The sequence below is a fragment of the Pseudomonas sp. GW823-FHT02E01 genome, assembly GCF_058797535.1.
This window is the reverse complement of the sequence record NZ_JBXAJS010000002.1, coordinates 674,553-698,517: the sequence shown is the minus strand read 5'-3', so window position 1 is coordinate 698,517 and position 23,965 is coordinate 674,553. Positions and strand designations below refer to the sequence as shown.

Below are 23,965 nucleotides of genomic sequence, written 5' to 3'. Positions count from 1 at the left end.
CGAAGCAAAGGGTATTCATCGCGCTCTGTGGCCCTGTAAGCCCTGTGAATGCGGTTAGACTAGGCTCAGGCGAGGCGTTCAGCCATTTCGATTTCCCAGCATTTTCGATAAGTAATACTTATGGATTTCAAGCAACTGCGTTATTTCGTCGCGGTCTATGAAGAAGGCCACGTGGGCCGGGCCGCCGAGCGTCTGTCCATCTCTCAGCCGGCGCTGTCCCAGCAAATCCGCCACCTCGAGCAAAACCTCGATGTGAGCCTGTTCGAGCGCAGTAGCAAACGCCTGTTGCCGACTCTCGCGGCCCACACGCTGTACAACCATGCCCTGCCTTTGCTCGATGGCCTGCAACGGGCACGGGAAGCGCTCGGCAACTTCAAGGGTCAGGCGCTGCGCACCCTGGCCATCGGTGTATTGCAAACCGTGCACACCAGCCTCGTTCCGCAGATGCTCGAGCGGGTGCGCAAGGCGCAGCCGCATCTGGTGGTGCAGATCTACGAACTGACCGGCCTGGAAATCGAGCGGCGACTGCTCAACGGTTCTCTGGATATCGGCATCAGCTACCTGCCACCCCGCCAGCCTGGCTTGCATGGCGTGATGCTGTACGAAGACGAACTGACCCTGGTCATCCCGGCAGAGCATCCGCTGCGTGAATTCAAGAAAGTGTCCATGAGTCAGGCTGCCGAACTGCCGATGTTGCTGCTGGGCGAAGAGTTTCAGATCAGGCAGATCTGGCAGGCACAGCTGACAAGCCTCGGACGTCGCCCACAGGTGCAAGCCGAATTGAACAACATGGCCGGCATCCTCGACAGCCTGCCCCACACGCGCCTGGCGACGGTACTGCCCGGTCGCTCGCAAAAGACCCATGGCAACCACGAACTGCTGTGGAAACCCCTGAGCGAACCGCGAGTGCCGCTGAAAGTCGGTTTGGTGTGTCGGGATGTGCAACGGCAGCAGGCCTCGCTGGCATTGCTGCGGACATTGCTGGAAGAAGTGATAAATGGCCCGGACGGGCGCTTGAACAGCGCGCAGGCTCTGGATGGGCCAAGCTGAAAACTTTTCTTCAGGCAAAAGAAAACCCCGCCGAAGCGGGGCTTTGCAGACTGTTTCCCTGACATCCATTTCACTCCGCCGTCCTGGCAGAATCCTACGTGTCCCTGTTGTTGCTTTGCGCTTCCTGCGCTACGTCCATGAGAAGTAGATTAGCCGTGGATCCAATTTGCATCTATGGGAGAACAGCAGCACGTTATGTAAGAGAATGCTTACATAACGTTACTTCATCAGAATTGTCCCGCATCCAGCAGGAACAACGATTCGCTACCAGCCTTCACCGACGCGCTCAACGAGTGAATGCGCGGCAGCAGGCGGGCAAAGTAGAAGCGCGCCGTGCCCAGTTTGCTGGCGTAGAAATCGTCTTGCGCTTCCTTGCCGAAAGCCGCCTTGGCCATCAGGGCCCACATGTAGGCGTAGGCCACGTAGCCGAACACCTGCAGATACTCGACCGACGCCGCGCCGATTTCGTTCGGATTGCTCTTCGCCCGGTCCAGCAACCACGCAGTCAGTTCATCGAGGGAGGTCACGGCGTCGTTCAGCGGCTTGGTGAATTCGGCGAGGTCCGCGCTGGCGGTCGCTGTGAAGTGGCGGATCTCGTCGGCGAACAGGTTGTAGAACGCCCCGCCGCTACCGACGATCTTGCGCCCGACCAGGTCCAGCGCCTGGATGCCGTTGGTGCCTTCGTAGATCTGGGTGATGCGCACGTCACGCACCAGTTGCTCCTGGCCCCACTCACGGATATAGCCGTGTCCGCCGAAGACCTGCTGGCCGTGTACAGTGGTTTCCAGGCCGAGGTCGGTCAGGAACGCTTTGGCCACCGGGGTCAGCAACGCCACCAGGTCTTCCGCACGCTTGCGGGTGGCGGCGTCTTCGCTGAACTTGGCGGTGTCCAGTTGCATCGCCACGTAGGTGGAGAATGCACGACCACCTTCGTTCGAGGCTTTCATGGTCAGCAGCATGCGTCGCACGTCCGGGTGGACGATGATCGGGTCAGCCACTTTGTCCTTGTTCTGCGCGCCAGTCGGCGAACGGCTTTGCAGACGGTCGCGGGCGTATTCCACGGCGTTCTGGTACGAGCGCTCGCCCGTGGCCAGGCCCTGGATACCAACGCCCAGACGCTCGTAGTTCATCATGGTGAACATCGCCGCCAGGCCTTTGTTCGGCTCGCCGACCAGGTAACCCACGGCTTCATCGAAGTTCATCACGCAGGTGGCGGACGCCTGGATGCCCATTTTGTGTTCGATCGAACCGCAGTTGGCCGGGTTGCGCGCGCCCAGGCTGCCATCGGCATTGACCATGAACTTCGGCACCAGGAACAGCGAAATGCCTTTCGGCCCCGCCGGTGCATCCGGCAGCTTGGCCAGCACCAGGTGGATGATGTTTTCGGTCAGGTCGTGTTCGCCACCGGTGATGAAGATCTTGGTGCCGCTGACCTTGTAGGAACCGTCAGCCTGAGGCTCGGCCTTGGTGCGGATGATCCCCAGGTCGGTACCGGCGTGCGGCTCGGTCAGGCACATGGAACCGGCCCAGATGCCGGCGTACATGTTCGGCAGGTACGCGGCTTTCAGTTCTTCGCTGGCGTGGGCGTTGATCGACAGGCAAGCACCGGCGGTCAGCATCGGGTACAGGCCGAACGACAGGCTGGCGGAGTTGACCATTTCCTCGACCTGGGCCGAAACGGCTTTGGGCATGCCCATGCCGCCGTAGGACGGATCACCACCGACACCGACCCAGCCGCCTTCAGCGTAGGTCTGATAGGCCTGCGGGAAACCTGCCGGCGTGGTGACGGCACCGTCCGCCCAATGGCAACCTTCTTCGTCAGCGGCACGGCTCAGCGGTGCGATGCTTTTGCTGGTGACTTTGCCGGCTTCTTCCAGGATGGCTTGGACGGTTTCTGCATCCACAGTCTCGGCCAGTGCAGGCAGTTCGGCCCAGAGTTTGGCGACCTCGAAAACTTCATTGAGGACGAAGCGCATATCGCGCAGGGGCGCTTTGTAGTCAGCCATGGCAAACCTCGCAAGATCTATACAGGTGATTCACAGGAAGAGTGTTTTCGTTGGGTCGGAGTGTACCTCAACAACTTTTGCGACACATAGGGTCAACTCATGACCGTTTTGTTATTTTTAGTCATATAATTGTGTAGGAGCGAGCTTGCTCGCGAAAAATCCGAAGACGCCGCGGGCATCTGGTTTTACGCGTTATCGTTCACGACCATCGCGAGCAGAGCTCGCTCCTACAGAGGGCGATGTCAGAGCGCAAACATCTGCGCCGGCAGTTGCATCAGGCAATCGCTACCTGCTTCGACGGCCGCCCGATGAGCGGCAGTGCGTGGCAACAGACGCTTGAAGTAAAACTCGTTGGTCGCCAGTTTGCCCCGGCAGAAGTCACCATCACCGCTGCCCGCATCGAGCTGCGCCTGAGCCACCAGCGCCATGCGCAACCACAGGTAGCCGAGGATGATGTAACCGCTGTACATCAGGTAATCCACCGACGCAGCACCGACTTCGTCCGGGTTTTTCATCGCCGCCATACCGACCCTGGTGGTCAATTCACCCCACTGCTGGTTCAGTTGATTGAGCTGCGCCACATACCCGGCCAGTTGTGGATGTTCAGCGTTCGCCGCGCAGAACTTGTGGACGATTTTGGTGAAGCCACGCAGCAGTTTGCCCTGGCTGCCGAGTACCTTGCGCCCGAGCAAGTCCAGCGCCTGAATACCATTGGTACCTTCATAGATCGGCGCGATCCGGCAGTCACGGACCAGTTGCTCCATACCCCATTCGCGAATGAAGCCGTGGCCGCCATAGACCTGCATGCCATGGTTGGTCACCTCCAGCCCGGTGTCGGTCATGAAGGCTTTGCAGATTGGCGTGAGGAACGCCAGCAAGTCTTCGGCATCCCGGCGCGCCGTTTCGTCCGGGCTCAGGTGTGCAACGTCGAGCAACTGTGCGGTGAAGTAAGTCAGCGCGCGGTTGCCCTCGTTGAAGGCTTTCATGGTCAGCAACATCCGCCGCACATCAGGGTGCACGATGATCGGGTCGGCGGCCTTTTCCGGCGCTTTCGGGCCGGTCAGCGAGCGCATCTGCAAACGGTCGTTGGCGTATTTGATCGCGCCCTGGAAGCTCGCCTCCCCCAGACACAGCCCTTGCATGCCGGTGCCCAGTCGCGCGTGGTTCATCATGGTGAACATGCAGTTGAGGCCCTTGTTCGGCTCGCCGATCAGGAAGCCCTTGGCCTCGTCGAAGTTCAGCACGCAGGTGGCCGAAGCCTTGATGCCCATTTTGTGTTCGATCGAGCCGCAGGACACGCCGTTGCGCTCACCCGCTTCCCCCGTCGCATCAGGCAGGAACTTGGGCACGATGAACAGTGAAATGCCCTTGGTTCCGGCCGGTGCGTCCGGCAATTTGGCCAGCACCAGGTGAATGATGTTGGCGCTCATGTCGTGCTCGCCGGCGGAGATGAAGATCTTGCTGCCGGAGATCGCGTAGCTGCCATCGGCCGCAGGCACGGCGCGGGTCTTGATGATGCCCAGGTCGGTGCCGCAATGGGCTTCGGTCAGGCACATGGTGCCGGTCCATTGGCCAGCGGTGAGCTTCTTCAAATAGGTCTGCTTTTGCGCCTCGGTACCATGGGCGTGGATCGCCGACATCGCACCGTGGGTCAGACCGGGGTACATGCCCCATGAGGTGTTGCTGGAAGCCACCATTTCGCTGATCACCAGGCCCAGAGAGATCGGCAACCCTTGACCGCCGTAAACCGGATCCGCCGCCAGGCCATGCCAGCCGCCCTCGACATATTGGGCGAATGCCTGCTTGAAGCCCGCGGGTGTCGTGACCACGCCATTGTCGAAATGGCAGCCTTCTTCATCGCCACTGCGGTTCAGCGGCGACAGTACGTTTTCGCAGAACTTCGCCCCTTCTTCGAGGATCGCATTGACCATGTCCGGGCTGGCATCGGTGGCCCCCAGCGCGGCGTAGTTGCTGTGAAAGTCGAAGACGTGGTCGATCAGAAAGCGCATGTCGCGCAAGGGAGCTTTGTACTCGGGCATGGTCATTCTCCGTCGGCAGATTTCTCCAACCTACTGCTGCCGACCACGCCTCACAATCACTTTGCGCTCGCTGAATGCGCCATCATCACTCAACCGTAGCGGCGTCCATGCGCACGGCGCCACGGCGGTTCTGCCCGAACGCCATCACGCAGTTGCGCCCGGCGCCCTTGGCGCTGTAGAGCGCCTGGTCAGCGGACTTGAGCACCTCTTCGGGGGTGCGTTGTTCGATCCGTTCGGCAACGCCGATACTGACCGTCACCGACACACTCGACGCACCGGAACCGGCACGCCGCTGGCGCCCCTGATTGTCGTCCTGTGGGCGGTTTTCCTGATTGCGCAGTTGAATGTTGTAAGTGGCAATGGACTCGCGGATGACTTCCAGGTGCGGCATGCACTCTTCGAGGGTCTTGCCTGCAAACACCAGGGCAAATTCCTCGCCGCCATAGCGATACGCCTTACCGCCACCGCCGATTTTCGACAGCTTGCTGGCCACCAGTCGCAGCACCTGGTCGCCGACGTCGTGGCCGTGGGTGTCGTTGAATTTCTTGAAGTGGTCGACGTCGCTCATGGCCAACACGTAGTTGCGCCCCAACCGTTGCATGCGTTCATTCAACGCGCGACGGCCCGGCAGCCCGGTCAGTTCGTCGCGGAACGCCATTTGATAGGCCTCGTGGGCAACGGCGGCTGCGATCATCAGCATCACCTGGCTGCACATGATGTTCAGCGTGAACGGCAGGATGAAGGTTTTCGGCAACATCCAGAACAACCCGAGCAGCCCCACCCATTGCGCGGCATGCAGCGGTCGCGGGTTGCGCCAGTATTGCCAGGCCAGCAACAGGAACGCAGCGATGAACACCGGATAGGACAACTGGATCAGGCTCATCCAGGCGCCATGCAAGGCAGGCCAGCGAATCTCCGACAGCCAGATCAGCAGCGCGTGTGGATAACTTTGCTCAAGCCCCAGCGCCACGCTGCCGACCGCCAGCAAGACCGCGAAGCGCGCCACCATGTCCTGGAACAGATGGGTGCGTTCCTGCCACGCCGCGAACACGCCAAACAGCAGCGGCAGCAGCAGGCAACACAAATGAAAGACCACCGCGGCGTCGTCACGCACCTTGCCGTTGTCGCGGTAATAGTCGGTCTGGGTGTCGAGCAGGAAGTAGGCGATGTACACCGTGACCATCAGAAACAGTTCACGCTGGCGTCGGTACACCGCGCAATAGGCGCCACCGAGCAACAACACCAGGGTGGGCAGCACGTTGAACAGCGACGTGAAGAAGACGTTCAGATCCTTGATGTAAGCAGCCGCAAGCCCCGCCACCAACAGCAGCAATGACGGCAGGAAATGACTGAAACGTACAGCAGATGAGCGCGGCAAGGGTAAAGCTCCGACCCGTCAAATCAATAGATGGCAATGTGCCAACTACTGTAACGGCAGGAAGCCCGAGTTACTGAGTGAATTACTGAGGTATTTTTCAAAGGGCGTTGTAAACATTTTCCACCGCCAACCTTTAAAGCAAAAAAGCCGCTGTTCCCGAGGGAGCAGCGGCTTTTTCAAGTACTTCGCTAAGGCTTAGTAGCCCAGGTCGAAGTTCTCTTCTTTCATGTCCATCAGGTTGTTGGCGCCCGACAGCATGGTTACGACGTGAGTGCGGGTACGCGGCAAGATGCGCTGGAAGTAGAAGCGCGCAGTCTGCAGCTTGGCGGTGTAGAACGCCTCTTCGGAAGTGCCGGCAGCCAGTTTCTCGGCAGCCAGGCGCGCCATGTCGGCCCAGAAGTAGGCCAGGCAGGCGTAACCGGAGTACATCAGGTAGTCCACGGAGGCTGCGCCGACTTCTTCGCGATCTTTCATGGCGGCCATACCGACCTTCATGGTCAGCTCGCCCCATTCCTTGTTCAATGCGGCCAGCGGAGCGACGAACTCTTGAACCGCTTCGTTGCCTTCGTTGGTCTGGCAGAACTTGTGGACGATCTTGGTGAAGCCTTTCAGAGCCTCGCCCTGGGTCATCAGCACTTTACGGCCCAGCAGGTCGAGTGCCTGGATGCCGGTGGTGCCTTCGTACAGCATCGAGATACGGCTGTCGCGGACGTTCTGCTCCATGCCCCACTCGGCGATGAAGCCGTGGCCGCCGTAGATCTGCACGCCGTGGTTGGCCGATTCGAAACCGACTTCGGTCATGAAGGCTTTGGCGATTGGAGTCATGAACGCCAACAGTGCGTCGGCTTTCTTCTTCTCTTCTTCGTCCACGCCGTACTTGACGATGTCGACCTGCTTGGCGGTGAAGTAAACCATCGCGCGGTTGCCTTCGGCGAATGCCTTCATGGTCAACAGCATGCGGCGTACGTCAGGGTGCACGATGATCGGGTCAGCGGCTTTGTCCGGCGCTTTGGGACCCGTCAGCGAGCGCATCTGCAGACGGTCGCGAGCGTATTTCAGGCCACCCTGGAAACCGACTTCAGCGTGGGCCAGGCCTTGCAGCGCGGTACCCAGACGTGCGGTGTTCATGAAGGTGAACATGCAGTTCAGGCCTTTGTTCGCCGGGCCGATCAGGAAACCGGTAGCGCCGTCGAAGTTCATCACGCAAGTAGCGTTGCCGTGGATGCCCATCTTGTGTTCCAGGGAACCGCAAGATACGGCGTTACGTGTGCCAACCGAGCCATCAGCGTTCGGCATGAATTTCGGAACGATGAACAGGGAGATGCCTTTGGTGCCAGCCGGTGCATCCGGCAGGCGGGCCAGCACGATGTGGACGATGTTGTCGGCCATGTCGTGTTCACCGGCCGAGATGAAGATCTTGGTGCCGGAAACCTTGTAGGAACCGTCGGCCTGAGGCTCGGCCTTGGTGCGCAGCATGCCCAGGTCGGTGCCGCAGTGCGGCTCGGTCAGGCACATGGTGCCGGTCCACTCGCCGGAAACCAGCTTGGTCAGGTAAGCCTCTTGCTGCTCAGGGGTGCCGTGCTCGGAGATGGTGTTCATCGCACCGTGCGACAGGCCTGGGTACATGCCCCACGACCAGTTGGACTCGCCAACCATTTCGCTGATGGCCAGACCCAGGGACTCCGGCAGGCCTTGGCCGCCGTGCTCTACGTCGTGAGCCAGGCTTGGCCAGCCACCTTCGACGAATTGCTTGTAGGCTTCCTTGAAGCCAGTCGGGGTCTTAACGCCGGACTCGCTCCAGGTGCAGCCTTCGAGATCGCCCACGCGGTTCAGCGGAGCCAGTACCTGCTCACAAAACTTGGCGCCTTCCTCAAGAATGGCGTCAACCATGTCCGGAGTTGCGTCGGCACAAGCCGGAAGGCTCTGATAGTGCGCTTCGTAGCCGAGCAGCTCGTCACGAACGAAGCGAATATCACGCAAGGGGGCCTTGTAGTCAGGCATAGCGATAAACCTCTGCTGATGTAACCGGGAATGAACGACCGCATTGATTTGTTGTTGCGATCAAACAGTTGTTTGAAACATACGTTTACGCCCAAATCTTGTCAAGCGTCGATCTTTTTCCGTTCGTCACCGAAGATCAGGCACATCTGCGCGCAACCGCACGACGGACATTGACCGAGCGAGCCACCATGCAGAAAAGATTAGTTGAGTGAGAAGGACTTACGCAGAAAAACGCCGCGAACAGGCGCGGCGTTGGAGAGACGGATTCAATGAGGATCAGGCGAAAGTATCGATCAGCGTTCCGAGCACTTCGTCGGATGCCTTGGCGACTTTGGCGCCCAGTTCGACCTGAAATTTGCCTTGGGCCATTTCGACCACATTGCTGGCCAGGTCCGATCGCAGACGATCGACCTGCGCCTCGGAGGACTGGCTGGTGACCGAGCGCTCGATCGTCGTGTTGGCGATCTGCCCGGCGGCTTGATCGACACGGTTCTGCCCTGTCTGAAGAGTGCTCAGACCGGCATAAAAAGCGGTGTTTCCTGAGATTTCCAAGGGAGAACTCGTCCTTTCAAAGGATCAACAGTGACCATTGAAGCAGAGTGGCCAGCAAAACACTCGACAAAAACACTAATGGCACAGTGCCTTCCCATAGGCAAAGCCCGCAGCCACTCGCCTCAGTCCAACAGGTCCAGTTGCAAGTGCTCGGCCACTGCCTCGGCCGTAACGGCCTTGAGTTTAGGCACACGCCCCAGGCACGGTGCCGGGAGGCGCTCGGCCAGGGTAGCCAGGTTTTCTTCCAGCCGCGAGGTCTTCGGTTCGATGATGTTGGCCACCCACCCCGCCAGTTGCAAACCGTCCCGGGCAATCGCTTCGGCGGTCAACAGGGCATGGCTGATACACCCCAGGCGTACACCGACCACCAGGATCACCGGCAGCTTCAACGCGATGGCCAGGTCTGACAGGTTGTCCTGATCCGCCAGGGGTACGCGCCAGCCACCAGCGCCTTCGATCAGGGTAAAGTCCGCCTGCATGCCCAGAATCTGCCGCATCGGCGCCAGCAACGACTGCACCGTCAGCGCCACGCCCGCCTCTCGCGCCGCCAGATGCGGGGCAATGGCCGGTTCGAAGGCCATCGGATTGACCTGTGCGTAGGTCAGCGGCAGCGAACACTGCGCCAGCAAGGCCAGCGCATCGGCGTTGCGCAGGCCTTTAGGTGTCACATCGCAACCGGACGCGACCGGCTTGCCCGCCGCCGTGCTCAAACCCGCCGAACGCGCCGCATGCAGCAGCCCCGCAGCGACCGTGGTTTTACCGACATCGGTATCCGTGCCGGCGATGAAATAGGCTGCGCTCATAAGGGTTTCTCCAAAACGGCGTACACCACTTGATAAGTCGCCGGCAGTCCCTGGGCCTGACGAAACTGTTCGTAAGCCTCGATCAAACCCAAAATCCGCGCCCGGCCGGTCAAGCCACCCGGTCGCCCGGGATTGAGATTGTGCGCACCCAACGCCTTGAGTTCATGGGTCAGGCTGCGCACATCCGGGTAATACAGCACGTGCGCAAGGTTTTGCAGACTGACCATCCTCAAGCCGCTGGCCGCACACAGTTGTTGATAAACACCAAACTCCCGGAAGCGGTTGACGTGCACCATACCGTCGACTTCGCGCCAGCTGTCGCGCAATTCAAACAACGTCCCTACACACAGACTAGCAAACGCGAAAATGCCGCCCGGTTTCAGTACTCGAAAGGCTTCACTGAGCACCGAGTCGAAGTCCGCGCACCACTGCACCGCCAGGCTGGAGAAGATCAGGTCGCAAGACGAATCCTGCAGTGGCAGTCGCTCGGCATCGCCGGCCACGAAGTATGTGGCACCCCCCAATGGCCGGGCGTGGTTGAGCATGCCCTCGGCAATGTCCAGCGCCACCCCGTGGCTGCCCGGAAATTGCTCACCCAGGGCACGACTGAAATGCCCGGTGCCACAGCCCAGGTCCAGCCAGCGCTGCGGTACGAAGTCCTGCGGCAAGCGCCCGAGCAATTGGCTGCCCACATCACGCTGCAGCTCGGCCACGCTGTCGTAGCTTGCTGCCGCGCGGGAGAATGAGGCTGCTACCTGGCGCTTGTCGGGCAAGGCGCCGGGCAGGTTGGGAAGGGATAAATCAGTCATCGCCGGACTCATGCAAAAAGGCCTGGATCGCCCCCGCCACACCGTGGGGATCCTCCAGGAGAAACACGTGGCTGGCCTGTTCAATCAGACCGATTTCGACATCCGGCAGCAATGCCAACAACTCGCCCGCCGCTTCCACCGGCACCAGCCCATCGAGGCCGGCGAACAGATGCAGTTGCGGACCACGGAACGATTGCAGCGCCTGTCGTGTATCCAGTTGCGCGAGCACTTGCAGACCACTCAGCAACACCGGCGCAGCGGTGTTCGGGGCACCGCCGAGCAACAACCGCGACAATCCGCGTGGGTCTTCGGCGCCTTGGGCGCAAAGCAGTGAAAAGCGTTTCAAGGTCGCGCGCGGATCGGCTTCACATCCCGCCAGAAACGCATCGAAGGTTTCCCCGGACATGGCGCTTGTCCATTGATCATGAGCGACAAAAGAAACGTTGCTGGCCAGGGTGAACACACCACAGCAGCGATCGCCACGCCGGGCCGCCAATTCGCAGGCGAGCATGCCGCCCAATGACCAACCGCCCAGCCACACGTCTTGCGGCAAGGTCGAATCAAGCTCATCGAGCCACTCCTCAAGATCGCTCGACTCCAGCTCCGGCAACGGCTCGATTTCGACGCGCAGGTGCTCATCAAGACCGCGCAGGGCCGCCGCCAGAGGCTCCAGCGGTGAAACGCCAAGGCCCCAGCCGGGCAGCAGAATCAGACGATCACGCATGGCTTGGCTCCGGCTTCAGTTGTTGAAAACAATCGGCCAGTCCGTTTAACAATAGCTGTACCTGAGTCTCACTGTGGGCAGCCGTCAACGTGACCCGCAGCCGGGCACTGCCGGCGGGTACGGTTGGCGGGCGAATCGCGGTTACCATCAACCCGCGTTCACGCAGCATTTGCGAAAGTCGCACCGCTCGCCCCGCGTCACCGATCATGATCGGCTGGATCGGCGTGAAGCTGTCCATGAGTTCCAGGCCAATCTGCTCGGCACCTTTGCGGAACTGGCGGATCAGCGTCTGCAAATGCTCGCGGCGCCAGTGTTCGCTGCGCAGCAGTTCCAGGCTTTTCAACGTGGCGCAGGCCAGCGCGGGGGGCTGGCTGGTGGTGTAGATGTAGGGGCGGGCGAACTGGATCAGGCTTTCGATCAGCTCTTCGCTGCCAGCCACAAAGGCACCTGCCGTACCGAATGCCTTGCCGAGGGTGCCGACCAGCACCGGAACGTCATCCTGGCTCAAGCCAAAGTGTTCGACGATGCCGCCACCGTTGGCACCCAGCGGTCCAAAACCATGGGCATCGTCGACCATCAACCAGGCGCCTTTGGCCTTGGCTTCTCGGGCCAGCGCCGGCAAGTCGGCAAGATCACCGTCCATGCTGAACACGCCGTCGGTGACCACCAGCGTATTGCCGGTGGCTTTTTCCAGGCGCTTGGCCAGGCTCGCCGGGTCGTTGTGCAGATAACGATTGAACCGCGCGCCGGACAACAGCCCCGCGTCGAGCAGCGACGCATGATTGAGCCGGTCTTCGAGCACCGTATCACCCTGCCCCACCAATGCCGTGACCGCACCGAGGTTGGCCATGTAGCCGGTGGTGAACAGCAACGCCCGCGGGCGACCGGTCAGGTCGGCCAACACTTCTTCCAGGGCATGGTGCGGGGAACTATGGCCGATGACCAGATGCGATGCCCCTCCGCCCACACCCCACTTCGAAGCGCCGGCACGCCAGGCTTCGATCACTTGCGGATGATTGGCCAGGCCCAGGTAGTCGTTGTTACAGAACGCCAGCAACAGCTGGCCATCAACCACCACTTGCGGCCCCTGCGGGCTTTCTAGCAGCGGGCGCTGGCGGTAGAGGTTTTCGGCACGACGGGCGGCAAGGCGTGCGGCGAGATCGAAAGACATGCAGGCCTCGAAGTTCAGATCACAGAAATCAAAATGAATGCGATCCCTTTGGGAGCGAGCTTGCTCGCGATGGCGGCGTCACATTCAACATTGATGTCGACGGACCTGACGCAATCGCGAGCAAGCTCGCTCCCACAGTGTTTTGCATTCCAGCCAGAGAAGTCGGTGGATGACTCAAACAGCCGCGTTGTAAAACTGCTCGCTGCTCTTCTGCTCCACCAGCGCCTGCTCGATAGCTGCCTGATGCACCTCGTCGGCGTGCTCTTCGCGGGCTTCCGGCAGGATGCCCAGGCGCGAGAACAGTTGCATGTCCTTGTCGGCCTGCGGGTTGGCGGTGGTCAGCAGTTTGTCGCCGTAGAAAATCGAGTTGGCACCGGCGAAGAACGCCAAGGCCTGCATCTGCTCGTTCATGGCTTCGCGGCCGGCGGACAGGCGCACGTGGGATTGCGGCATCAGGATGCGCGCGACGGCGAGCATGCGGATGAAGTCGAACGGATCGACGTCGTCGGCATTTTCCAGCGGCGTACCGGCGACTTTCACCAGCATGTTGATCGGCACCGACTCCGGATGCTCAGGCAGGTTGGCCAACTGGATCAGCAGGTTGGCGCGGTCGTCCAGCGACTCGCCCATGCCCAGAATGCCGCCGGAGCAGATCTTCATCCCCGAATCACGCACGTACGCCAGGGTTTGCAGGCGTTCGCTGTAGGTGCGGGTGGTGATGATGCTGCCGTAGAACTCCGGCGAGGTATCGAGGTTGTGGTTGTAGTAGTCGAGGCCGGCCTTGGCCAGCGCTTCGGTCTGCTCCTGATCCAGGCGACCGAGGGTCATGCAGGTTTCCAGGCCCATGGCTTTCACGCCTTCGACCATCTTCAACACGTACGGCATGTCCTTGGCCGACGGATGCTTCCACGCCGCGCCCATGCAGAAGCGGGTCGAACCGATGGCCTTGGCGCGAGCGGCCTCTTCGAGGACCTTCTGCACCTCCATCAGTTTCTCTTTTTCCAGGCCGGTGTTGTAGTGACCGGACTGCGGACAATATTTGCAATCTTCCGGGCAGGCGCCGGTCTTGATCGACAGCAGGGTCGACACCTGGACGCGGTTGGCGTCGAAATGCGCACGGTGCACCGTCTGCGCCTGGAACAACAGGTCATTGAATGGCTGAACGAAGAGTGCTTTGACTTCGGCCAAAGTCCAGTCATTACGCAGGGTGGCAGTGGTGCTGGCGCTCATGGGCGTTTCCTTTGAATTATGCTTTGGCAGTCGGCTGGGTAATGGAGTTTCACAGCCGCTTCACAGATGTTTCGGCATATTTAAGGAAGAGCGATGCGCTGTCAACCACGATACGAAGGGCCGGTTTACATCTGGTCAAAAAACAAACAATCATGCCTTTTGTGCGATGAAACGGCCGACGGCATCCCTCCTGTCTGCACGGCCTGCGAAATCGAGTTGCCCTGGCTCGGTGATCACTGTCTGACCTGCGCCCTGCCGCTCCCGGCCGCAGGACTGACCTGCGGCCATTGCCTGAAGCAGCCACCGGCCTTCGAACAAGTGATTGCGCCCTGGACCTACAGCTTTCCGGTAGACAGCTTGATCACCCGCTTCAAACACAACGCCAAGTGGCCGTTTGGCCGCCTGCTCGCCGAACTTCTCGCTCAATACCTGCAACATCGCTTCGAAGACGATCTGCTGCGACCCCAGGCGCTGATCCCGGTGCCGCTGGCCAATCGGCGCCTGCGCCAGCGCGGGTTCAATCAGGCGGCGATGCTGGCTCACTGGTTGAGTGCGAGTCTCGATATCCCTTGCGACGAACGGTTGCTGCTGCGCACTCAAGACACCGACGCCCAACAGGCATTGAACGCCGAAGCCCGCCTAAGGAACCTGCGCAATGCTTTCGCCCTGGCACCCGGCGCGGTCGTCAAAGGCCGGCACCTGGCTCTGGTCGACGACGTACTGACCACCGGAGCCACGGCCCAGGCCCTGGCTCGCCTGTTGATGGACGCCGGGGCGGCGAGGGTCGACGTCTATTGCCTGGCCCGCACGCCCAAACCCGGCGAGACACCCTGACTTGACTCGCGCGGCCCAAGCGACCAACGTCCTCACCATCGTCACCACCCAAAGCGACTTGTCATGTCTTTGCCAACCTTGCTGTCCCAGCACATTGTCCGCCGTCCGCAGCGCATCGCCCTGCTGCAGCACATCGCCGAACAAGGCTCGATCACCCGCGCGGCAAAAAGCGCGGGCCTGAGCTACAAGGCTGCCTGGGATGCGATCGATGAGCTGAACAACCTGGCGCAGAAGCCGCTGGTGGAGCGGATTGTCGGCGGCAAAGGCGGCGGCGGTGCGCGCCTGTCCAACGAAGGCGAGCGGGTGTTGCGCCTGTACCAGAAGCTGCAAGCCTTGCAGGCCCAAGTGCTGGAAGCAACTGAAGACGCGAGCGATCTGGATCTGCTCGGGCGCCTGATGCTGCGCACCAGCGCGCGCAATCAGTTGCACGGCAAGGTGATTGCGATCGAACCTCAGGGACGCAACGACCTGATTCGCCTCGAAGTCGCCGAAGGCGTGATCGTCGCCGCGCAAATTACCCACGACAGCACCGAGCGCCTGGAACTGCAAATCGGCACTGAAGTCGTGGCATTGATCAAGGCCGGCTGGCTCGACGTGCTGCAAATCGACTCAGTCGAAACGCCTGAAAACAATTGCCTCAGCGGCATCATCGAAAAAATTCTCGACGCCGACGACGGTCCCAGCGAAGTGCGCATCACCCTACCCAACGGCCTGACTCTATGCGCCTTGGCCGAACCGAGTCATCTGCAAGCATCGGGGCTGACGTGCGGCAAACCGGTGCGCGTGGAGTTTTCGCCGTCCAGGGTTCTGCTGGGCACACCACTGTAAGCAGAACTGCAATAAAAGGTTCATGACTCATCTTTAAGGTGTCTGCAAAATCCGCAGGGAGCCTGAAATGAGCCTATTAGAAGAAAACCAGTCCACCGACCTCGAAACCATGGTCGGCCTCAGCCGTCGCGGCTTCATCAGCGCAGGTGCCCTGTGCGGCGCGGCGATGTTCCTTGGCGGCAACCTGCTGAGCCGCAGCGTGATGGCCGCCAGTGTCAGTGCCGGCAACAGCCAGTTGCTGGGTTTCGACAGCATTGCCGCCGCCACCAGCGACACCATCACCCTGCCGCCGGGCTACAAGTCCTCGGTGCTGATCAGCTGGGGCCAGCCCCTGCACAAGGACGGTCCGGTGTTCGACCCGAGCGGCAACGGCAGCGCCGAACATCAGGAAGTCCAGTTCGGCGACAACAACGACGGCATGAGCCTGTTCGAGTTTCCGGGCGAAAAAGACCGGGCGCTGATGGCGATCAACAACGAATACACCAACTACCGCTACCTCTACGCCCACGGCGGCATGCCGCAATCGGCGCAAGAAGTGCGCAAGGCGCTGGCCTGCGAAGGTGTGTCGGTGATTGAAGTGCAGCGCAAGAACGGCCAATGGCAGTTCGTCCAGGGCTCACGCTACAACCGCCGCATTCACGGCAACGCACCGATCACCCTGAGCGGCCCGGCCGCCGGACATGCCCTGCTCAAAACCAGTGCCGATCCGCACGGCAAGAACGTCCTGGGCACCTTCCAGAACTGCGCCAACGGCAAGACGCCGTGGGGCACCTATCTGACCTGTGAAGAGAACTTCACCGACTGCTTCGGCAGCAGCAACGCCGAGCAGAAGTTCGACCCGGCGCAAAAACGCTACGGCGTGGTGGCCACCAGCAAAGAAATCAACTGGCACCAGCACGACGAGCGCTTCGACATGGCGAAGAACCCCAACGAGCTCAACCGTCACGGCTGGGTGGTGGAGATCGATCCGTTCGATCCGAAATCGACGCCGGTCAAACGCACGGCCCTGGGCCGCTTCAAGCACGAAAACGCCGCACTGGCCGAAACCGGCGACGGTCATGCCGTGGTGTACATGGGCGACGATGAACGCGGTGAGTTCATCTACAAATTCGTCAGCCGCGACAAGATCGACCACAAGAACCCCAAGGCCAACCGTGACATTCTCGACCACGGCACCCTGTACGTGGCGCGGTTCGATGCCGGCGACGGCAACGTCGATCACCCGAAAGGCCAGGGTGAATGGATCGAACTGACCCACGGCAAAAACGGCATCGACGCCAGCAGCGGTTTTGCCGATCAGGCCGAAGTTTTGATTCACGCGCGTCTCGCCGCCAGTGTGGTGAAGGCCACGCGCATGGACCGCCCGGAATGGATCGTGGTCAGCCCCAAGGATGGCCAGGTCTACTGCACGCTGACCAACAACGCCAAACGCGGCGAAGACGGGCAACCGGCGGGCGGGCCGAACCCGCGTGAGAAGAACGTCTACGGCCAGATCCTGCGCTGGCGCACCGAGCGTGACGATCACGGCTCGAAAACCTTTGCCTGGGACCTGTTCGTCGTCGCCGGTAATCCGGGGGTTCACGCCGGCACACCAAAAGGCGGATCGTCGAACATCACGCCGCAGAACATGTTCAACAGCCCGGACGGTCTGGGCTTCGACAAGGCCGGACGCTTGTGGATTCTCACCGACGGCGATTCGAGCAACGCCGGAGACTTTGCCGGCATGGGCAACAACCAGATGCTCTGTGCCGATCCGGTAACCGGTGAGATTCGTCGCTTCATGGTTGGCCCGGTAGGTTGTGAAGTGACGGGGATCAGCTTCTCGCCGGACCAGAAAACCCTGTTTGTCGGGATTCAGCATCCGGGTGAAAACGGCGGTTCTACCTTCCCCGAGCACCTGCCCAACGGCAAGCCGCGGTCTTCGGTGATGGCAATTTCGCGGGAAGATGGCGGGATCGTCGGCGCCTGACAACCCCTCATCGCGAGCAGGCTCGCTCCCACAGGATTGGCGCGATTTCATATCTGGCGCATGACCTGTGGGAGCGAGCTTGCTCGCGATGGCGTCAGCACATACAACGCACACCTCAAGCCCACCCCCTAAAGCCCCCCGTCTGCGCTACCATGCCTGGCCGGACGCAGCAGCCTGCTGCGCGCAGGAGTCAGCATGGCCCACCCGTTTGAAACCCTCACACCAGACCTCGTGCTCGATGCCGTCGAAAGCATCGGCTTTCTCAGCGACGCGCGCATCCTGGCGCTCAACAGCTACGAGAACCGTGTCTATCAGGTCGGTATCGAAGACGCCGAGCCGCTGATCGCCAAGTTCTACCGGCCGCAACGCTGGAGCAACGAAGCGATTCTGGAAGAGCACCAGTTCACCGCCGAACTCGCCGACTGCGAGGTGCCGGTCGTGGCGCCGTTGATCCACAACGGTGAAACCCTGCACGAACACAACGGTTTCCGTTTCACCCTGTTCCCCCGCCGTGGCGGCCGAGCACCGGAGCCGGGCAACCTCGACCAACTCTATCGCCTGGGCCAGTTGCTCGGGCGCCTGCATGCGGTCGGCTCGACCCGGCCGTTCGAGCACCGTGAAGCGCTGGCGGTAAAAAACTTCGGCCATGACTCGCTGGCCACACTGCTCGACGGCAACTTCATCCCCCGCAGCCTGCTGCCGGCCTACGAGTCAGTGGCCCGCGATCTGCTCAAGCGTGTGGAAGATGCCTACAGCAACACGCCGCACCAGAACATCCGCATGCACGGTGACTGCCACCCCGGCAACATGATGTGCCGTGACGAGATGTTCCATATCGTCGACCTCGACGACTGCCGCATGGGTCCGGCGGTACAGGACATCTGGATGATGCTCGCCGGCGATCGTCAGGATTGCCTGAGCCAGTTGTCGGAACTGATGGACGGCTACAACGAATTCCACGACTTCGATCCCCGTGAACTGGCCTTGATCGAACCGTTGCGCGCCCTGCGCCTGCTGCATTACAGCGCCTGGCTCGCCCGCCGCTGGGACGATCCTGCCTTCCCCCGCAGTTTTCCGTGGTTCGGCACCGAGCGTTATTGGGGTGATCAAGTGCTGGCGTTGCGCGAGCAGTTGGCGGCGCTCCAAGAAGAGCCACTGAAGCTCTTCTGACCCACCCTGCCCCCCTGTAGGAGCGAGCCTGCTCGCGAAGAACGCAAGGGCAACGCGTTTATTCAGACAGCACGCGTTATCGTTGACGTCCATCGCGAGCAGGCTCGCTCCTACAGATACCGATGTTCACAAATGTCCTACCTATTCAGTCAGGACATTCGCAGACAAATCTCCTTACAATCCCCTCTTTGTTAGCTGCCTAAGCAAGGATTCTGCATGCAAGCCGCCAACCCGCGTCGCGGGTACATACTGGGCCTGAGTGCCTATATCATCTGGGGGCTTTTCCCCCTCTACTTCAAAGCCATCGCCAGCGTGCCCGCAGTGGAAATCATCATCCACCGGGTGCTGTGGTCGGCGCTGTTCGGCGCCTTGTTGCTGATGGTCTGGAAGCATCCCGGCTGGTGGCGCGAGCTGCGGGAGAACCCCAAGCGACTGGCGATCCTGGCCCTGAGCGGCGCGCTGATCGCGGCCAACTGGCTGACCTACGTCTGGTCGGTGAACAACGGCCGCATGCTGGAGGCAAGTCTCGGTTACTACATCAACCCCTTGGTGAACGTGTTGCTGGGCATGCTGATCCTCGGCGAACGGCTGCGGCGCATGCAATGGATTGCCGTCGGCCTGGCGGCGGTGGGTGTGGCGCAGCAGGTCTGGCAAGTCGGCAGTCTGCCGTGGGTGTCGTTGGTGCTGGCCCTGACCTTCGGCTTCTATGGCCTGATTCGCAAGCAGGCACCGGTCAAGGCACTGCCGGGGCTCGTGGTGGAAACCTGGATGCTGGTGCCGATTGCCCTTGGCTGGTTGCTGCTCAATCCGACGGCCAGCAGCGCCCAGGCCGAATTCTGGACCACGTCCCAGGCCTGGTGGTTGGTCGCCGCCGGCCCGATCACGCTGGTGCCGCTGGTCTGCTTCAACGCTGCTGCACGGCATTTGCCCTACACGACACTGGGGTTTCTTCAGTACCTGGCGCCAACCCTGGTTCTGCTGCAAGCCGTTCTGCTGTTTGGCGAGCACCTGTCGTCCAGCACCTTGGTAGCGTTCATGTTTATCTGGGCCGGTCTGGCGGTTTACAGCATCGATGCGTGGATAAGTTTGCGCCGCCGCAGCTGATCAAAAAACACACAAAAGCCTACAGGCCACGTCTCCCGTGGCCTGCATCATTCCTTCCCAAGGTTATCCACAGCGTGATCCCCGCCGATTGTGCGCAAGTGGCTGAAACTGCTGGTTTTTTGATCAGATCATGAAGAACCCCGGTCGGCGTGGCCTGGCGGGGTGTCTCTACAGGTTATCCACAGGCCGGTGCACGTTTAACTTGGATAACCTGATCAGGGATCACTGCGTAGCACCAACTCGACCATCAGATCGTCCGCCAGGGTTTCCAGGCGCGATTGCAGCACGTCCAGCGACAGCGTCAGCGGGACGGCAAGAATCGCTTCGGCATGGAACAACGGCTCGCTGCTCATCGGGGCCGGGCGCACTTCGGTGACCAGCCGTTCCAGACTCACCCCCTGCTCGCTCAACAAGCGGGTGATGTCACGCACGATCCCCGGACGATCATTTCCCACCAGTTCCATGGCGATCGGCTTCCAGGTGCAGGATTGTTCGATGCTGCTTTCGGCGACCAACACGCGAATGCCCTGGGCGGACAAGCCCTGCAGGGCATCGACCAATTCGTCGTAGGCCTCGGCCGGCACGCCCACCCGCAGAATGCCGGCGAATTGTCCCGCCATGCGCGACATGCGGCTTTCCAGCCAATTGCCGCCGTGCTCGGCAATGCATTGGGCAATACGCTCGACTTGCCCGGGCTTGTCCGGAGCAAAAACAGTGAGTACGAGGTGGTCCATGGCGCAGCCCTCCAGTCATGACTTTTGTTATAGAGAACCAAGTATAGGCAAGGGGAACATTGTGGCGAGGGGGCTTGCCCTCGTTCGGCTGCGCAGCAGTCGCAAAATGAACGGATGTAATTTTTCGTGGTACATGCACGGGAGCGGCTTCGCCACTCAACGGGGGCAAGCCCCCTCGCCACAAAAACAGGCACCCCATAGCAGAGCACCAAAGATAATGTGTACAACTTTTGATATTTAACTGGAACAATCCAATAGTTTTTTGAGAACATCACGCTCCCCGACGTGACCGCAATGCGTCATGGGGTCGCAGAACGACGTAATTAGTCTAATTTTCACAACCGCAATTCATCATGTAGTATGCCGCAGCGCGCACTACATAACGTTGGATCGATGTCTGCCGCAGGCACGTTCGCAACCCTGAAAGCCCTGTCAGCAAGGCCCCAAGCCGTTGATTGGTCCCAACCCAGCCGCCTGTCATGGGCATGTACTGGTAGAGGGGTTTGTGGTTTAAATGGCCAGAGGCTTCATTGTTAAATTGAAGAGCTGAAAAGCGAAATAGCTGAGCAGAGTGAGGCAAGCAATGACTGAACACGTTCAAGTCGGTGGCCTGCAGGTCGCCAAAGTCCTGTTCGACTTCGTGAACAACGAAGCCATTCCCGGTACCGGCCTCACCGCCGATAAGTTCTGGGCCGGTGCCGACAAGGTCATCCATGACCTGGCACCGAAGAACAAAGCCCTACTCGCCAAACGCGATGATTTCCAGGCTCGTATCGATGCCTGGCACCAGGAACGTGCAGGTCAGGCGCACGACGCCGTGGCCTACAAAGCTTTCCTGCAAGACATCGGTTATCTGCTGCCAGAAGCGGCCGATTTCCAGGCAACGACGCAAAACGTCGATGAAGAAATCGCCCGCATGGCCGGTCCACAACTCGTGGTGCCGGTGATGAACGCCCGCTTCGCTCTCAATGCTTCGAACGCCCGCTGGGGTTCGCTGTACGACGCGCTCTACGGCACCGACGCCATCAGCGAAGCCGACGGCGCGGAAAAAGGCAAAGGCTACAACAAGGTTCGCGGTGACAAGGTCATCGCTTTCGCCCGTGCCTTCCTCGACGAAGCGGCGCCTTTGGCGGCCGGTTCCCACGTCGACTCCACTGGCTACAAGATCGTCGACGGCAAACTGGTGGTCGCCCTCAAAGGCGGCAGCAACACCGGCCTGCGCAACGATGCGCAACTGATCGGCTTCCAGGGCGATGCCGCTGCACCGACCGCGATCCTGCTGAAAAACAACGGCCTGCATTTCGAAATCCAGGTCGACGCCAGCACCCCGGTCGGCCAGACCGACGCGGCCGGCGTCAAAGACATCCTGATGGAAGCCGCGCTGACCACCATCATGGACTGCGAAGACTCGGTTGCCGCGGTCGATGCCGATGACAAAGTGGTGATCTACCGCAACTGGCTCGGCCTGATGAAGGGCGATCTGTCGGAAGAAGTCGCCAAGGGCGGTCAGACCTTTACCCGCACCATGAACGCCGACCGCACCTACACCGCCGTCGATGGCAGTGAACTGAGCCTGCACGGTCGTTCGTTGCTGTTCGTGCGTAACGTCGGTCACCTGATGACCATCGATGCGATCCTCGACAAAGACGGTAACGAAGTGCCTGAAGGCATTCTCGATGGCCTGGTGACTTGCCTGGCATCGATGCACAACCTGAACGGCAACACCTCGCGCAAAAACACCCGCACCGGCTCGATCTACATCGTGAAGCCGAAGATGCACGGCCCTGAAGAAGCGGCGTTCACCAACGAGCTGTTCGGTCGCATCGAAGACGTGCTGGGCCTGCCGCGCAACACCCTCAAAGTCGGGATCATGGACGAGGAGCGTCGTACCACGATCAACCTCAAGGCCTGCATCAAGGCGGCGAGCGAGCGTGTGGTGTTCATCAACACCGGCTTCCTCGACCGCACGGGCGATGAAATCCATACCTCCATGGAAGCCGGCCCGATGGTGCGCAAGGCGGACATGAAGGCGGAAAAATGGATCGGCGCCTACGAGAACTCCAACGTCGATATCGGTCTGAGCACCGGCCTGCAAGGTCGCGCACAGATCGGTAAAGGCATGTGGGCCATGCCGGACCTGATGGCGGCGATGCTCGAACAGAAAATCGCTCACCCGATGGCCGGTGCCAACACCGCCTGGGTACCCTCGCCGACCGCTGCTGCCCTGCACGCGCTGCACTACCACAAGGTTGACGTGTTCGCCCGTCAGGCCGAACTGGCCAAACGTGCCCATGCTTCGGTAGACGACATCCTGACCATCCCGCTGGCGGTGAACCCGCAGTGGACCGCCGAACAGATCAAGAACGAACTGGACAACAACAGCCAGGGCATTCTCGGTTACGTGGTGCGCTGGATCGACCAGGGTGTCGGCTGTTCGAAAGTGCCGGATATCAACGACGTCGGCCTGATGGAAGACCGTGCAACGCTGCGTATTTCCAGCCAGCACATCGCCAACTGGCTGCGTCACGGCATCGTCACCGAAGAGCAAGTGATGGAAAGCCTCAAGCGCATGGCGCCGGTGGTTGACCGTCAGAACGCTGGCGACGCGCTGTACCGTCCGCTGGCCCCGAACTTCGACAGCAACATCGCCTTCCAGGCGGCGGTCGAACTGGTGGTCGAAGGCACGAAGCAGCCGAACGGCTACACCGAGCCGGTCCTGCACCGTCGTCGTCGCGAGTTCAAGGCTGCCAATGGCCTGTAACTGAGCGTCTGCGCCGGACATGAAAAAGCCCTGATCGAAAGATCAGGGCTTTTTCTTTTTGGGCTGTCCGCGATCTCCCACAGAGGTAGTTCAGGGCTGACAGGCTTGGACTAAGGCTCCACCCCAAGTTCATGCTTGACCAGTTCCAGCAGCTTGCCGGCATCAATCGGCTTGAGCAGAAAGTCCACCACATTCAAATGCATCGCGGCGATCGCATCTTTCACGTCGGCATCACCCGAGACGATGATGATCGGCAACGCCGCCCGTACCGACTCGCGCACCTGTCGGATCAGGTCCAGGCCGTCGACGAGGCCCATGCGCAGGTCGGTAATCACCAGTCCGATCGAAGGTTTCTCCTCCAGCATCTTGAGTGCTGCTTCGCCACTGGCCGCCGTCATGCAGTGAATACCGTCAAGCGCCAGGATCTCTGACAACAGTTCCCTGGCGTCTTTATCGTCATCGACGATCAGCACCCGTTGTGGCGGCAGGTCAGGTTCCAGCATGACGGCGCTCAAGGCTTCGCGCTCGGCGTCGCTCAAAATATCGTGGTCGGACATGGCTTTCTCTACATGTTCAGTTCATTTCCCTAGCACAGTGACGAGACATCGCTAAGCAGGCCTTAAATGTGCGCTTCGTCGGATATTTTTCCAATAGGGGGACAGAGAGGTTTTTCGCACAGTTGCGTAGGATTCTTCCGACATTTCAGCATACCAATCGCCTACCTAGACTTACGTCCAATGGGCACTCCGGCCACAGGGGTCGACCATGTCTGGGTCATCCGACAACAACAATTCAAAAAAGA

19 protein-coding genes are annotated in these 23,965 nt (G+C 60.5%); 7 read left to right on the top strand and 12 right to left on the bottom strand.

Going from position 1 to position 23,965, the window contains the following annotated elements; translation table 11 throughout:
• The first annotated feature begins 120 nt into the window (after positions 1-120).
• On the top strand, positions 121-1,050 hold the full coding sequence (locus AC1RDQ_RS06980; protein WP_057713036.1) for a LysR family transcriptional regulator: 930 nt from the start codon (positions 121-123) through the stop codon (positions 1,048-1,050).
• Between the two features lie 227 nt (positions 1,051-1,277).
• Here AC1RDQ_RS06980 and AC1RDQ_RS06975 read toward each other — a convergent pair whose 3' ends face one another.
• The 10 genes from AC1RDQ_RS06975 to bioB form a co-directional block, all read right to left on the bottom strand.
• Positions 1,278-3,056 carry an acyl-CoA dehydrogenase C-terminal domain-containing protein gene (locus AC1RDQ_RS06975; RefSeq protein ID WP_492586808.1) on the bottom strand — a complete coding sequence of 593 codons (1,779 nt, stop codon included), beginning with the start codon at positions 3,054-3,056 and terminating at the stop codon, positions 1,278-1,280.
• 242 nt (positions 3,057-3,298) lie between these two features.
• Positions 3,299-5,095 carry an acyl-CoA dehydrogenase C-terminal domain-containing protein gene (locus AC1RDQ_RS06970; protein ID WP_492586806.1) on the bottom strand — a complete coding sequence of 599 codons (1,797 nt, stop codon included), beginning with the start codon at positions 5,093-5,095 and terminating at the stop codon, positions 3,299-3,301.
• Between the two features lie 85 nt (positions 5,096-5,180).
• Positions 5,181-6,473, bottom strand: coding sequence for a GGDEF domain-containing protein (locus AC1RDQ_RS06965; RefSeq protein WP_492586804.1), 1,293 nt, complete (start codon positions 6,471-6,473; stop codon positions 5,181-5,183).
• A 195-nt stretch (positions 6,474-6,668) separates the two neighbouring features.
• Positions 6,669-8,474: a phenylacyl-CoA dehydrogenase gene (locus AC1RDQ_RS06960; protein WP_492586802.1), complete on the bottom strand. Its 1,806-nt coding sequence runs from the start codon at positions 8,472-8,474 to the stop codon at positions 6,669-6,671.
• 276 nt (positions 8,475-8,750) lie between these two features.
• Positions 8,751-9,026, bottom strand: a complete 276-nt coding sequence (locus AC1RDQ_RS06955; protein ID WP_492586800.1) for a pyrroloquinoline quinone biosynthesis protein PqqE — start codon at positions 9,024-9,026, stop codon at positions 8,751-8,753.
• A gap of 122 nt (positions 9,027-9,148) precedes the next feature.
• Entirely contained in the window at positions 9,149-9,829 is a 681-nt protein-coding gene (bioD, locus tag AC1RDQ_RS06950; RefSeq protein ID WP_057713030.1) for a dethiobiotin synthase, read from the bottom strand.
• Entirely contained in the window at positions 9,826-10,638 is an 813-nt protein-coding gene (gene bioC / locus AC1RDQ_RS06945; RefSeq protein WP_492586798.1) for a malonyl-ACP O-methyltransferase BioC, read from the bottom strand. Before bioC ends, bioD begins: the two co-directional genes overlap by 4 nt.
• A complete protein-coding gene (locus AC1RDQ_RS06940) occupies positions 10,631-11,362 on the bottom strand; it encodes an alpha/beta fold hydrolase (RefSeq protein WP_223502295.1) in 732 nt (243 codons plus the stop codon). The genes bioC and AC1RDQ_RS06940 overlap by 8 nt, the downstream gene beginning before the upstream one ends.
• Entirely contained in the window at positions 11,355-12,533 is a 1,179-nt protein-coding gene (bioF, locus tag AC1RDQ_RS06935) for an 8-amino-7-oxononanoate synthase (RefSeq protein WP_492586796.1), read from the bottom strand. The genes AC1RDQ_RS06940 and bioF overlap by 8 nt, the downstream gene beginning before the upstream one ends.
• A 174-nt stretch (positions 12,534-12,707) precedes the next feature.
• Positions 12,708-13,763 carry a biotin synthase BioB gene (gene bioB, locus AC1RDQ_RS06930; protein WP_492586794.1) on the bottom strand — a complete coding sequence of 352 codons (1,056 nt, stop codon included), beginning with the start codon at positions 13,761-13,763 and terminating at the stop codon, positions 12,708-12,710.
• Positions 13,764-13,856: 93 nt separating this feature from the next.
• On the opposite strand from bioB, the gene AC1RDQ_RS06925 reads away from it, so the two are divergent.
• From AC1RDQ_RS06925 to rarD, 5 genes are all read left to right on the top strand, one after another.
• Positions 13,857-14,597: a ComFC family protein gene (locus tag AC1RDQ_RS06925; protein ID WP_492586792.1), complete on the top strand. Its 741-nt coding sequence runs from the start codon at positions 13,857-13,859 to the stop codon at positions 14,595-14,597.
• Positions 14,598-14,660: 63 nt separating this feature from the next.
• A complete protein-coding gene (locus AC1RDQ_RS06920; RefSeq protein ID WP_218494744.1) occupies positions 14,661-15,425 on the top strand; it encodes a TOBE domain-containing protein in 765 nt (254 codons plus the stop codon).
• 67 nt (positions 15,426-15,492) lie between these two features.
• Positions 15,493-17,394: a PhoX family protein gene (locus AC1RDQ_RS06915; RefSeq protein ID WP_492586790.1), complete on the top strand. Its 1,902-nt coding sequence runs from the start codon at positions 15,493-15,495 to the stop codon at positions 17,392-17,394.
• Between the two features lie 195 nt (positions 17,395-17,589).
• Positions 17,590-18,564 carry a serine/threonine protein kinase gene (locus AC1RDQ_RS06910; RefSeq protein ID WP_102670838.1) on the top strand — a complete coding sequence of 325 codons (975 nt, stop codon included), beginning with the start codon at positions 17,590-17,592 and terminating at the stop codon, positions 18,562-18,564.
• Between the two features lie 216 nt (positions 18,565-18,780).
• Positions 18,781-19,668, top strand: a complete 888-nt coding sequence (rarD, locus tag AC1RDQ_RS06905) for an EamA family transporter RarD (RefSeq protein WP_090451795.1) — start codon at positions 18,781-18,783, stop codon at positions 19,666-19,668.
• A gap of 215 nt (positions 19,669-19,883) precedes the next feature.
• On the opposite strand, the gene AC1RDQ_RS06900 is transcribed toward rarD, so the two are convergent.
• Positions 19,884-20,402: a glycine cleavage system transcriptional repressor gene (locus tag AC1RDQ_RS06900; RefSeq protein ID WP_008017358.1), complete on the bottom strand. Its 519-nt coding sequence runs from the start codon at positions 20,400-20,402 to the stop codon at positions 19,884-19,886.
• A gap of 583 nt (positions 20,403-20,985) precedes the next feature.
• Between AC1RDQ_RS06900 and AC1RDQ_RS06895 the strand changes: the two genes are divergently transcribed.
• Entirely contained in the window at positions 20,986-23,163 is a 2,178-nt protein-coding gene (locus tag AC1RDQ_RS06895; RefSeq protein WP_492586789.1) for a malate synthase G, read from the top strand.
• Between the two features lie 110 nt (positions 23,164-23,273).
• On the opposite strand, the gene AC1RDQ_RS06890 is transcribed toward AC1RDQ_RS06895, so the two are convergent.
• Positions 23,274-23,720 carry a response regulator gene (locus AC1RDQ_RS06890; RefSeq protein WP_090451799.1) on the bottom strand — a complete coding sequence of 149 codons (447 nt, stop codon included), beginning with the start codon at positions 23,718-23,720 and terminating at the stop codon, positions 23,274-23,276.
• Positions 23,721-23,965: the final 245 nt, after the last annotated feature.